The sequence below is a fragment of the Lachnospira pectinoschiza genome (assembly GCF_900103815.1).
In the GTDB taxonomy this organism is placed as follows: Bacteria; Bacillota; Clostridia; order Lachnospirales; family Lachnospiraceae; genus Lachnospira; species Lachnospira pectinoschiza_B.
On sequence record NZ_FNHZ01000009.1, the window covers coordinates 1 to 12,413 of the forward strand.

The window sequence follows — 12,413 nt, forward strand, 5'->3', positions numbered from 1 at the left end:
CTTTTACTCAAGGTAAATCACAGATTAACAAATATCCGTAAAAACTATTTGAATCAAACCACATCTGAGATAGTAAATCGAAAACCAAGATTTATCTGTATTGAAGATTTAAACGTAAGTGGAATGATGAAGAATAGGCACCTATCAAAAGCAGTTCAAAATCAGGGATTCTATGAATTTAGAAAACAACTAGAATACAAATGCAATGATAGTGGTATTCAACTTATTATAGCTGATAGATTTTATCCATCATCAAAACTTTGTAGTTGCTGTGGGAAAATTAAAAAGGATCTAAAACTATCTGATAGAACTTATAGATGTGAGTGTGGAAATGTTATAGATAGAGATTTCCAAGCATCAATCAATCTAAGAGCTTATGGAGAAAAATTTGCAAGCTAACACTTAAACGTTAATGCAAATATGTACGGATACGTTAGTTCGGAATTTACGCCTATGGAGAGTACAAGAACTTGTGAGTAGATAGGTATTTATACCATCAAAAGCATACTCGCTGAAGTAGGAATGAAACATAAAGTATATAACTTTTTATAAGTTTTCAGTAACGGTATATGAAATGAGTATGTTTGAGTGTACCGATGAAGAGATAATCGACGCAATAAAAGAGAGTGAATAGTAGAATTGATACTGAAACAGGGTGGAGCTAGGCGTGTGCTTAGCTCCATTTTACATTAATTATGATGAAGGAGTTAGAAGTTAAAATGTATGTTCATCAACATTTTGGAAAGCAAAAATGTCCATCAATTAACATTTTGGAAAGAAAAAATGTTCACACATCAACATTTTAGAATCTTATACCATAAATAGATTATAAAATCATGGGATTTGAGAAAACTATTAGATTTATAATTTTATTCTTTCTTTATACTAATTTTTTGAAATAAGTTATATAATAGATTTAATCCAATTAAAATTCATTCAATCAATCAATTAGGGAGGCTTTTATGGCAAGAAAGAATTTTGGCGCAAAGCCACTTACACTTCCACAGCCTGTGTGGATTATTGCAACTTATGATGAAAATGGAGTCCCAAACGCAATGAATGCAGCCTGGGGCGGAATCAGTGAATCCAACGAGATTACACTTTGCCTTTCAGTAGGCCATAAGACTTGCAAGAACTTTGAAAAGACAGGTGCTTTCACAATCAGCATGGCTGATGCAGCTCACGTTGCAGGCTGTGATTACGTAGGTATTTCTTCAGGAAATAAGACTGAAGATAAATTTTCAAAAGCAGGCTTCACAGCTACAAAGAGCGAATTAGTAAATGCTCCAATTATCAACGAACTCGCAGTGTGCCTTGAATGCAAGCTCAAGAGCTTCGACCATGACAGTTGCATCCTCAAGGGTGAAATTGTAAATGTAAGCGTTGACGAAGCAGCACTTACAGAGGACAAGGTTGATATCTCTAAGGTAGCACCAATCGCCTTTGATCCCTTTAACAACGCGTATCACGTGTTAGGAGAAAAGGTGGGAGATGCTTGGGGTTCAGGTAAGGAATTGATGTAGAAGTTATTGATTTTTAAGAAGATATGAGAAAAACCTCAAGTTTACTAGAATGATGATTGCTAGTAGACTTGAGTTTTTTTTATAATTGTTCATTAATAAAAATACTTATTTAGAGAAAAAATCTCTTTATAAGCAAATTCTGATTGCAAAATTCCTATTTAATGGTAAAATAAAGTTATAATAAGATAAAAATAGGCGAATTATTTAGATTAGGAGGTAAGTTTATGTTAGTTAGAATCTCGGTAGAGAATTTCAAATCTTTTGATTCGCGAGAAGAACTATCTATGATTTCATCTAGTAAAATTCGTGAAAAAAAAGAACATAAGGTTAAGATAAAACAAACTAGCTTACTTAGAAATTCAGTAATATATGGAGCGAATGCTTCAGGTAAATCTAATATTATAAGAGCATTTGCATTAATAAAAGCGACTTTAAATGGTGGAATACCAATGGATGCAATGAATCATTATTGCAGAAACAAGAAAGAAAATGAAAATAGAGAAAGTGTATTTGAATTACAGTTTACCATTGATAATAAGTTTTATGCCTATGGTTTTTCATGTATTCTGTCCAAGAGAATAATTACAGAAGAATGGTTGTTTGAGCTGTTGCAAAATGGTGTTGCTAAGGAGCTTTTCACAAGAGATAACAACGCTAAGGTTCATTTAGGAGATACTGTAAAGCCATCTATAAATGAGGAGAATAGATTTAAAGTATATGCGGATGATTTCGCGGGACATGATTATGAGCTATTTATTTCCGAAATGAATAGAGGAAAAAAATACGAAGATAATTCTAAATTGATATTTTTTAAAGATGTATTTGATTGGATGAATAGGAATATTATTATATTAACTCCAGAAATAGGAATATCAAATTCGGAGATTTTTTATAATAAAAAGAGTCTAGACGAACTTAGCAATTTAATTAGAACATTTGATACTGGAATCACAGAAGTTTTAACAAAAAACATAACTATGGATGAATTAAATAAGATAATTCCAGTGGAATTATTTAAAGATGTAGTGAATCATTTACAAAAACAAATTCAAAACAGTGATACTAATAAAGTTCAGGCATCATGGAGATTTAACGATAGTTTTATAAGTGTAAGAAAGATTGGAAATGAAGAACCAGAGATTAGGACATTAGTATTAAAACATGGAAATTCTGATTTTGATTATGGTGAAGAATCTGATGGAACAAAAAGATTGTTTGACTTGGTGGATATTTTGATTTCTCATGGAGATGATGTCATATTTGTTATTGATGAGTTGGAAAGAAGTTTGCATCCAAAACTTACGGAAAGATTTTTAGAGCTATTTATGGAATCTCATGCTAATGAAAAAGTTCAGTTACTCTTTACTACACATGAAGATACTATAATGAGTCAAAGCTTATTTAGACGTGATGAAATATGGTTTGTTGAAAGAGATAATAATAATGCTAGTAAAATTTATTCACTAGATCGATTTAAACAAAGATATGACAAGGTCTTAAGTAAGGCATACTTAGAAGGTAGATATGGAGCAATACCTGTGTTTAAGAAGTTTACATTTTCACAGGAGGAAAAATAATGCCCGTACATGTTTATAGTAATTGGAATAAAAGAGCAACAGACCAAGAAGAAAAGAAAGAACCTTATCGACATTATTATTTTATCTGTGAAGGTGAAAAAACTGAACCTTATTACATAAAATCATTAATAAACAATAGAAAAAAATTAGGAATACATCCACTAATTGATATTAGACTAATGGAAAAAACAGGGAAACATACTCATTTATCAGCACCTTCAAAACTTGTAGACTTTGCTATTAAACAAAAGAAAAAACTAGATAATTATGATAAAAAACTAGATCGAGTTATTATTGTGTTTGATGCAGATGTTTTTGAGACAATGTATAAAAATTACGACGAAATCGTAGAGAAAGTTGAGCAGGAAAGCGATAATATTTTGGGTGTAACAAATCCAGGTTTTGAGCTGTTTTTATTATTGCATTTAGATGATGCTTATGAAAAATATATAAAGGGTCATGAAAAGGAGTTTATGACACCAACAAAAGGTAATTCTTACGGATATGCATATGAATTAGTAAAAGAAGAACTTGGAATAGATCCAAAGAAGGACCCAAAGATTGGTGACTTAGCTAATGACATACTAAAAGCAATAGAAGAAGAGAAAAATATCAATCAAGATACTCATAATGTTAAAGGTAAGATTACAAGTAATATTGGTCAAATAATTGCAGAGATTATTAATGAAAAAGTAATTAGTAACTAAAAGGATAATTTGGAAAGATAAAACAAGTTTTCAAACGTATAATGACATTGTTAAAAATCAAACGTAAAAAATATTTGTTTAAAAACATATAGTTGTAATCACTATATAATTGTGATAAAATTGTGAACGTTTGAAAACTTAATACGGCAAAATAAGAGAAATCTTATGACGCAAAGCTATAGGGACTGTAAAATGTCAGCCAGTTGCCTTATCTACTAGTTAGATATGATAAATTTATATTTGAACGCAGTGTAAGCAATCCCCCGCTTCAAAAGCGTAAGCTTTAAGCGGGGGTATAAAGCTTACTAGTGTCAGAAGGGGTTAAAGCCCCTTCTGACAGGTGGCACAAAGTGCCACTGCGTTCATGAGGAAGTAGCGAAGCGGATTCCGAATGTCCGCTTTACTTTTTGACGTCATAGGTGTACCCTGTGACGTCTTTTTTATTTAAGTATAATTACGAAAATGATAAGGGGTTTAAGTGTTTAAATGAGATTTATGTAAGAAAGAAAGGAACAAAAAGATGAAGTTAAAAGTGGGAAAAGTAATCCTAGCTGTAGCGATGTTAGTAGCAATTCTTGTTACTAGTGTTGTACCTGTTGTATATGCACAGATTTTAGCACCAGAGCTTTATGATGAGGAAAAGGATAAGAGTGTGGCACTAATAGGTTATACAGTACAAGAAGATCTTGCAGAAGCAGCATGGGGAATTAAATCAGGTGAGGGTCAGGTTGTTACAACTGGAGTTACAAAAGATGTAAAAGCTAGAACAAGTGGTATACCTTACAAGAAGGCATCTAAAAAAATAGATATAGGTGTACAGAATATGGTATATAAAGACGAATTTGTATTTGCAGATATAATAGATGATAATGCTGATGCATTTACTTCAATGACATTTGAACCTGCAAAATACACAATTACAGAAGTTTACACATTTTCTAATTATAGCTTCTCAACTACAGGGGTTAGTAAAACTGCATCAACAAGTGATGAAGCAGTAGTTGAAGTTAAAGAAGCTTTAAAGTTAGAAGCATTATCAAAGCTTGGTATTGTTACATCTGATTCAGTAGAATTATCAGCTGATAATTTACTTGTAAGTTTAGCAGACGAAACAGAAATCACAGGAGATTCAGAAACTAATTCGTGTACAGTTTTATCTGATGTTAGTGTTGTTGTAAATGGTACAATTACAGTTATAACTAGGAAAGAATTGACAGAGTTACCTGAAGGATATTCTCAGGTTGTAGTTTTAGAGGATGAAGTCTATGCTAATAATAAAGATTATAAAATAATCGTTGATAAGAAAGAATCTGACGGAACACATACTGTAACTGAGGTAACAGCAAATCCTAATAAAATAGCAGAAGAAGAGAGGTTTGGCTCATTTTATACAATGACAAAAGATATTTCTGGTAATACAAGTTTTTATTTAGCAATGAAAACTGTGAATGAATCAAATAATAATTTAAACCAAGATATGTTCATATACACAGAAGACACCTCATCAACATCAGAATATCTCTACCTTCCTAGAGTAACTGATCCATACCACGATGACATCGTATTCAAGCAGATTGAGGAACCATCGACAGAAGAGGCTAAGATGGCCCTTGCATCTGTTGTAGAAGACAATGAATTTAAGTCAATTGCTTTCCTTAACATTGAGGTAGACGGCGGTATTCCTGAAGTTGATAACGCAATTAAATTTAGAGTTGCTGTTCCTTCTGATATTGGTGAAAATGTAACTTACAAGGTATTAAGATACCATGACGGTAAGGTTGATGTCTTAGATACAACAATCGAGAACGGTTTCATTGTATTTGAGTCAGACAAGTTCTCTGATTACCAGTTAGTTTACACAGACAAAGTTGAATCAGAAAATTCTAATTCAGGCGTTGATGGCGCTGATTATGCAAATGTATCTCTATTCATCGTTATCGCTGTAATTTCCGCACTTGCAGTTTTAGGAATTGTAATTAGAGAAAAGACATTTAAAGAAGAAAATTAATCAGATTGTGGGAAGATAGATTCGAAAGAGTTAGAAGCAAAAAATAGAAATATAGAAATAAAAAAAGAAACCTCCTTAAGTAGACAAGGTAAATAACCAAATCTACTTAAGGAGGTTTTTATGTCTAGAAAGAATTTTGACCCAAAGCCACTTACACTTCCACAGCCAGTGTGGATTATAGCAACTTATGATGAGAATGGTGTGCCAAACGCCATGAATGCAGCCTGGGTTTCAGGTAAGGAACTATTTTAAATCGGTTCCATGCTTGCTTATATCGAGGATAAGTATCATAAGGATTTTGTCTTTTACAAATATTACGCTGATAGTACGGGCTTTATCTCGCCTTCCATGGAGGTCTATCCGGCAGGGGATAAGGAGCAGATTGTTACAATTAAATTGGAAGAGGAGAGTTATACTGACAATTACCTGGAGATGCTATCGACTAGAGAATACGAGGAAGCAATTTCTACTTATATTAGGGAAAATTTTCCTAAGACGGATTTTCAAGTTTTTTCTAGCGTGAATTCTTTAGAGGAGGGAGATGGAGACATATTGATGAGAGCCCAGGCCACAAGTTACGTGCTTATGGTAAATCCTTTCCAAAGTCAAGAAGAAGCCCTAAAGGCAGCCACTGGCTTAATTGACTATCTTAAAGAAAAAAATGGAAACAAGGCAGTGGGGATCTATTACTATATGCAGACAAGAGAGCAGTATGAGAAAAACTACATATCATCGGCCACAGATAGCTTTAAGGATTTGATTTATGAATACAGGATTAGTTCTAATAATAATGCAGTGAGGCTGGAGAAAGACTGATTCAAGATAGCAAAGTAGTAGAGACCATGAAATGCATGGCATTTCATGGTCTTTTTTTTACAACTCATCCATAAGCAAGAACTTATAAATTGGTATTACCTCAATTGTCTTATCACCCTCAGTTATAGTGTCTTCTTCGTCGAGAGTTACAATCACAAGTCGCTCTACATTTTCAAACTTATCCTTAAAGTCCAAGAGGTTTTTAGTCTCCCTTTCATAGGCGGACTCAAGCTCATAGCACACCTGCAAGCCAAGTTTTTTTTCGGCTAAGTAAAAGTCAATGTCAATGCCAGTTTTACTTGACTTAAAGTAATAGACATCCTCCCCGTAGAGGCGCTTTAAATGGCAAGCGACCACATTTTCAAGAAGGGCGGAAGCCTTGTCGACTAGGAAGAGATTGAGCAGGCCATTATCATAGAGGTAAAATCTTGGAGTGCTCTCCTTCTCTGAAAACTTATTCACATAATTTCTTGTTCTAAACAGTAAAAATGCGCTTTCTGCATAACTTGTGTACTCAATCATGGAATCTGTCGAGGTCTTTACGCCAGTTGCCTTAATGTTGCCGGCAAGCTTGTTAAAGCTGATTTCGTGCATAACAGTTTCTGCGATTTTCTTAACCATAAGGCGGAGGGCAGTTTGATTCTTGATATTTTCACGTTCGGAAATGTCCCCAAGAAGCACCTTTTCGTAAACGCTTTTGATATATTCTCTTTTGTCTAGTAAATGTTGCACTTCTGCAAAGCCTCCGAAATTGATATAGTTATTAGTCGCATTCTTAATCTTGGCAAGTTTAGAACTAGTTAAAAGTGCCTTGTTGGAGTGGTCGATTTCTAAATAGTCAAGGACCTCAGCTAGGGAAAAAGGCATAATCATCTTAGATAAATAGCGGCCTCCAAGAACTTTTTCCATCTCCGAACTTAGCATCTTGGCGTTGCTGCCAGTAATGTAGACGTGTTTTTTCTGATCAGCCATTCTTCTAGCAAAATGTTCCCAGCCATCAACAATCTGTATCTCGTCAAAGAAGTAGTAGATTTCCTTGCTTTCGGCCAGTTCATAGGCCACTTCAACAATATCGTTAAAATCTTCTTTTTGAAAACCTAATAATCTATCATCTTCAAAGTTTACATAAATAATCTGAGACCAGTCAATTCCAGACTTAACAAGATCTCTTGCAATCTTATAAAGAAGAGTAGACTTTCCAGCACGACGAAGTCCCACCAAAATATAATTCATATTTTTTTCGAAACGGTAGTTTCTGTCTATAATTGTGCTTTCTTCAATTACTTCTAGTTGTTCTAGAATCACTTGTTTAAGTATATTCTTATTCATATAACATCACCTCTTATATATTATTTTATCGTCTCTACACGATAAAATCAAGTAAAATTATCGTTTCTACACGATAAAAATAAAGAAATTTATCGTATACACACGATGAAAATTTCTGCAATACATTTTCAAAATCCAGTTTCTATTCTCCCTTTTCTATGATATAATTCTTAATGTCCGCGACAGAAATACATTTGTCCGTAATATTTTTAAGACATAACTATAAGCTTTATGGCGGCTTTAGGAATGTAGGAAGGAAGTAAGAAAATGAGTGACATGAATATTGTTTGTTTAGACCTCGAGGGTGTACTTGTTCCAGAAATTTGGATCGCATTTGCAAAGGAAACAAACATCCCTGAACTTGAGAGAACAACAAGAGACGAACCAGATTACGACAAGCTAATGAAGTATAGAATTGGCATTTTAAAGGAACATGGCCTTGGCCTTAAGGAAATCCAGGAGACAATCGCTAAGATTGATCCACTTCCAGGCGCTAAGAAGTTCCTCGATGACCTTAGAGAACTCACACAGGTTATCATCATCAGCGATACATTTACACAGTTTGCAAAGCCTCTTATGGAAAAGCTTGGTTTACCTACAATTTTTTGCAATACTCTTGAAGTTGCAGAAAATGGCGAAATCACAGGCTTTAAGATGCGTTGTGAACAGTCAAAGCTCTCAACAGTTAAGGCTTTACAGTCAGTTGGCTTTGAAACAATCGCTTCAGGAGATAGCCACAACGATTTAGGCATGATTAAGGCATCTAAGGCAGGTTTCCTCTTTAGATCTACAGATGCAATCAAGGCTGAATACCCAGAACTTCAGGCTTTCGAGGAATATGACGATTTATACGAAGCAATCAAGAAAGCTCTTTAATTTTTACTAAATTTTTGTATAATAGAAATATAGCCCACGGCATTAATGCATAAAGCTAGTGCCGTGGGAATTTTTTTCTTTATAATTAAGAAATTTCTTTATATAAAAGGGGAGGAAACTATGGTAAAAGTAGCAATTATAGGTTTAGGTCATATGGGCAAGCGTTACGCCAAGATGATTTCAAGGGGAGAAATTAAGACTTTGTCCTTGGCTTGCGTGTGCACTAGATCAAGTCAGGCAGCGCAGTGGATTAACGAGAATTGCGACGGGGCTGTAGATAAAGGCGAGGTTAAGATTTATCGCAATGAGAATGAGCTTTATGAAAATGCAATGGCAGACTTCGACGCCATCATAATCACAACACCTCACAAACTCCATCCAGATACAGCAATTAGAGCCTTTAGAGCAGGCAAGCACGTGCTTTGTGAGAAGCCAGCCGGCATTGATGTAATCAGCGCAAGACAGATGTATTCGGAAAGCAAGTTTGCAGGCGTGGTTTACGAACTCATTTTCCATCAAAGAACATATTCCCGTTTTATTAAGCTTAAGAAAATGTTAGACGATGGTGAAATTGGTCGCATCCAGTCAGTTAGACAAATCGATACAGGTTACTATAGAACAAGATCCTACCACGCTTCCGGCGAGTGGAGAAGTAGCTGGCAGGGCGAGGGCGGTGGCGCTCTTATTAATCAGGGCCAGCACCTACTTGATATGTGGCAGTGGCTCTTTGGCATGCCACAGGAAGTCGGCGCCTTCATCAACTGGGGCAAATACAATGACTTCATCGTAGACGACGAAGCCATCATCAACTTCAACTACGAAGATGGCATGACAGGTGTCTTCATTCTTTCCACAGGTGAGGGCCACAAGGAGCGATATATTGAAATCAGCGGAACTAAGGGTCACATCCGAATCGATGACGACAAACTTAGAATTTGGCGCTTTTCAAGGGACCTTGAGGAGTATTCTAAAAATGCAACATGTTCCTCAACTCAGGAATTATCGGAAAGCTACGAAGAATTCGACTTAGAAACAGAATCTGGCGACGAGCCATATAGAAAGGTTTTAGAAAACTTCGGCCAGGCAGTAGAATTAAAGATGAATCAAAATTCAAGTCAGATAGCCAACCAATTAGCAGAAGCAACAGACACTCCAATTGCAACAGAAACAACAATCACAAATGGCCAGGACGGCATCAACACTCTAGAGCTTACCTGCGGCGCCTACCTCTCAGCCTTTAAAGGCAAGAAGGTACGCATCCCAGTAAATGGCGAAGAATATAGAGATTTCCTAGATGAAATGAAACATAATGAGTCTGAGGTTTTGGGCTAGAGAAAGATTTGTGGGATTTAGGAAGCTCTAGGCAAGTAAGATAGTCTAGAGATTTCAGAAATTAACGAAATAAGCGGATTTAAGCGGTAGAATGAGCAATCATTTTGCCGCTTTTGTTGCGTTATGAGCTTATAAGTAGCTAGTTTTTCCCTAGAGATTCTGTTCTTGCTAATTTGTGGCTCCGATTTATTCGGAATTTCCGGGCTCTGTGCCTATTCTCACCATCAACTCGGAAAACAGCCAACAAATCTATTTTCCTAAAAGCAAGTTGGAATTGCCGGAAATTTGATTTGTGACTAAACTTCAACGAATCCTGAAAAACAGTCACATCTCGCATTAAAATTAAGCAAGTTGGAAGCATCGGAAATTTCTCGCGTGTGCCTGTAATTTAGCGATACCTGAAGAATAGTCAACAGATTTCCGGAATTAACAGAAGAAATCAAAAACCTTTGTGACTTTTCTTGAGTGTTGACGTGGAAAAAGCACAGAACTAGTGAGACACCATGGAAGAAATTAAAATTTGTGTGGCTAAAAGAAGAGATATCCTCACTTATAGCCAAAAATCTCCCGGGAAACAAAGAAATCTTATAAATAGCCAGTGGCTATAAATTAAGCATACAAGTAAAAAAGTCAAAATTTCGCCCACAAATCCTCCCCAAAAGTCAAATTCCCCTCCGCAAATCCTCTAATAAAAACAAAATTCCCCACATAAATCCTTCAATAGAACCCCCACTCCCCCCAACAGCCTACTAGCGACAAAAAATAATACCAACACTAAAAAAACTCTATTCAAATAATTTTATTTATGATATACTTACTTAAAGAGATTTTTGTAAAATTATATATAGGGGAGGTACATTATATGAAGGGTAATGTATTAGTTGGCCAATCTGGTGGCCCTACAGCCGTTATCAATTCTAGTCTTGCTGGGGTTTTCAAGACTGCAATGGATAGAGGATTTAATAAGGTATATGGTATGCGTTATGGAATTCAAGGTTTCCTTGATGAGCAGTATGTTGACATGTCAAAATACGTAAAGAACGAACTCGACCTAGAATTATTAAAGAGAACACCATCGGCATTTCTTGGAACTTGTCGTTATAAGTTACCAGCTATTCACGAAGATAAAGAGGTTTATGAAAAAATTTTCCATCTATTAGATAAGATGGATATTGAAGTCTTAATCTATATCGGCGGTAACGACTCAATGGATACAATTCAGAAGTTATCTGATTACGCAATTCTTACAGGTGCTAAGCAAAGATTCATTGGCTGTCCAAAAACAATTGATAATGACCTTGCACTTACAGATCACACACCAGGTTACGGCAGTGCTGCTAAGTACATCGGAACATCAACAAAGGAAGTAATTCGTGACTGCCTCGGTTTCTCTTATAAGAAGAAAAATGTAACAGTTATTGAAGTTATGGGACGAAACGCAGGTTGGCTTACAGGTGCAACAGCACTTTCAAAGGCTGAAGATTGCGACGGTCCAGACTTGATTTACTTACCAGAAATTCCATTTGATATTGATAAGTTTACAAAGAAGGTGGAAGCACTTTTGAAGAAAAAGGACATCGTAGTAGCTGCAGTATCAGAGGGTATTAAGAATAAAGAAGGAAAATATATTTGCGAATTTTCAGCAGGCTCTTCCACTAAAGATGCATTTGGCCATATCCAGATGACAGGAACAGCTGCTTATCTTGCAAATTATATTCACGATAAGTTAGGTTGCAAGACACGTTCTGTAGAATTTTCTACATTACAGCGTTCAGCTTCACATCTTGCAAGCCGAATCGATATTAATGAAGCCTTTATGGTAGGCGGTGCAGCAATCAAGGCTGCAGATGAAGGTTTGTCAGGAATGATGGTAGTTATTGATAGATTATCAGACGATCCATACCAGTCAACAACTGGTGTTTACGACGTTCATAGAATCGCCAACGGCGAAAAGGTTGTTCCACGCGAGTGGATTAACAAGGACGGAGACTATGTTACAGATGATTTTGTAAGTTATCTAAAGCCATTAATTCAGGGTGACTATTCACCAATGATGGTAGACGGTCTTCCAAGACATCTTACAATGAATACCAAAGGCTACAAGGATCTCTACAAGGTATTCAATGAATAAGCTAACTATCTATCTTTCTTAATTATTGGGGCAGTAGGAAATTTCCTACTGCCTCATTTTTTATTATTTGTGTTTGTAGAGGCTTCAAACTTTTTGATTTGTATTTTTTTTAAA

Annotated in this window: 10 protein-coding genes, 1 pseudogene and 1 riboswitch; of the genes and pseudogenes, 10 read left to right on the forward strand and 1 reads right to left on the reverse strand. The window is 35.5% G+C overall.

The genetic code is table 11. The features are described from left to right. From BLQ66_RS10945 to BLQ66_RS10975, 7 genes and pseudogenes are all read left to right on the forward strand, one after another. Positions 1-399 (forward strand): RNA-guided endonuclease InsQ/TnpB family protein (locus BLQ66_RS10945; protein ID WP_143453009.1); only part of this gene is annotated, 399 nt, incomplete at its 5' end. A 563-nt stretch (positions 400-962) separates the two neighbouring features. Further along, positions 963-1,523, forward strand: a complete 561-nt coding sequence (locus BLQ66_RS10950; protein WP_074522183.1) for a flavin reductase family protein — start codon at positions 963-965, stop codon at positions 1,521-1,523. 224 nt (positions 1,524-1,747) lie between these two features. After that, positions 1,748-3,100 carry an AAA family ATPase gene (locus BLQ66_RS10955; protein ID WP_074522184.1) on the forward strand — a complete coding sequence of 451 codons (1,353 nt, stop codon included), beginning with the start codon at positions 1,748-1,750 and terminating at the stop codon, positions 3,098-3,100. Then, on the forward strand, positions 3,100-3,807 hold the full coding sequence (locus tag BLQ66_RS10960) for an RloB family protein (protein ID WP_083330358.1): 708 nt from the start codon (positions 3,100-3,102) through the stop codon (positions 3,805-3,807). The genes BLQ66_RS10955 and BLQ66_RS10960 overlap by 1 nt, the downstream gene beginning before the upstream one ends. 135 nt (positions 3,808-3,942) lie before the next feature. Further along, positions 3,943-4,018: riboswitch (cyclic di-GMP riboswitch) on the forward strand. A 309-nt stretch (positions 4,019-4,327) separates the two neighbouring features. Then, positions 4,328-5,815, forward strand: a complete 1,488-nt coding sequence (locus BLQ66_RS10965) for a hypothetical protein (protein ID WP_074522186.1) — start codon at positions 4,328-4,330, stop codon at positions 5,813-5,815. A gap of 120 nt (positions 5,816-5,935) precedes the next feature. Continuing rightward, positions 5,936-6,043, forward strand: a pseudogene (locus BLQ66_RS10970) (flavin oxidoreductase); the annotation flags it as partial. Positions 6,044-6,076: 33 nt separating this feature from the next. Next, the gene (locus BLQ66_RS10975) at positions 6,077-6,631 is read left to right on the forward strand and encodes a hypothetical protein (protein WP_074522187.1); all 555 of its coding nucleotides are present in this window, start codon (positions 6,077-6,079) and stop codon (positions 6,629-6,631) included. Positions 6,632-6,688: 57 nt separating this feature from the next. Here the strand turns inward: BLQ66_RS10975 and BLQ66_RS10980 are convergent, their stop codons facing one another. Further along, on the reverse strand, positions 6,689-7,960 hold the full coding sequence (locus BLQ66_RS10980; RefSeq protein ID WP_074522188.1) for an ATP-binding protein: 1,272 nt from the start codon (positions 7,958-7,960) through the stop codon (positions 6,689-6,691). Positions 7,961-8,236: 276 nt separating this feature from the next. Here BLQ66_RS10980 and thrH point away from each other — a divergent pair, with 276 nt between their 5' ends. From thrH to BLQ66_RS10995, 3 genes are all read left to right on the forward strand, one after another. Further along, positions 8,237-8,836, forward strand: coding sequence for a bifunctional phosphoserine phosphatase/homoserine phosphotransferase ThrH (thrH, locus tag BLQ66_RS10985; RefSeq protein ID WP_027431312.1), 600 nt, complete (start codon positions 8,237-8,239; stop codon positions 8,834-8,836). Between the two features lie 120 nt (positions 8,837-8,956). Continuing rightward, positions 8,957-10,168: a Gfo/Idh/MocA family protein gene (locus BLQ66_RS10990; RefSeq protein WP_074522189.1), complete on the forward strand. Its 1,212-nt coding sequence runs from the start codon at positions 8,957-8,959 to the stop codon at positions 10,166-10,168. An 862-nt stretch (positions 10,169-11,030) separates the two neighbouring features. Further along, the gene (locus BLQ66_RS10995) at positions 11,031-12,299 is read left to right on the forward strand and encodes a 6-phosphofructokinase (protein ID WP_074522190.1); all 1,269 of its coding nucleotides are present in this window, start codon (positions 11,031-11,033) and stop codon (positions 12,297-12,299) included. Positions 12,300-12,413 lie beyond the last annotated feature (114 nt).

What these genes read in the sequence shown, in the direction of transcription:
- BLQ66_RS10990 (WP_074522189.1), top strand. Translation starts at nt 8,957, where the DNA reads ATGGTAAAAGTAGCAATTATAGGTTTAGGTCATATGGGCAAGCGTTAC.
- BLQ66_RS10955 (WP_074522184.1), top strand. Translation starts at nt 1,748, where the DNA reads ATGTTAGTTAGAATCTCGGTAGAGAATTTCAAATCTTTTGATTCGCGA.
- BLQ66_RS10965 (WP_074522186.1), top strand. Translation starts at nt 4,328, where the DNA reads ATGAAGTTAAAAGTGGGAAAAGTAATCCTAGCTGTAGCGATGTTAGTA.
- BLQ66_RS10975 (WP_074522187.1), top strand. Translation starts at nt 6,077, where the DNA reads ATGCTTGCTTATATCGAGGATAAGTATCATAAGGATTTTGTCTTTTAC.
- BLQ66_RS10980 (WP_074522188.1), bottom strand. Translation starts at nt 7,960, where the DNA reads ATGAATAAGAATATACTTAAACAAGTGATTCTAGAACAACTAGAAGTA.
- thrH (WP_027431312.1), top strand. Translation starts at nt 8,237, where the DNA reads ATGAATATTGTTTGTTTAGACCTCGAGGGTGTACTTGTTCCAGAAATT.
- BLQ66_RS10950 (WP_074522183.1), top strand. Translation starts at nt 963, where the DNA reads ATGGCAAGAAAGAATTTTGGCGCAAAGCCACTTACACTTCCACAGCCT.
- BLQ66_RS10995 (WP_074522190.1), top strand. Translation starts at nt 11,031, where the DNA reads ATGAAGGGTAATGTATTAGTTGGCCAATCTGGTGGCCCTACAGCCGTT.
- BLQ66_RS10960 (WP_083330358.1), top strand. Translation starts at nt 3,100, where the DNA reads ATGCCCGTACATGTTTATAGTAATTGGAATAAAAGAGCAACAGACCAA.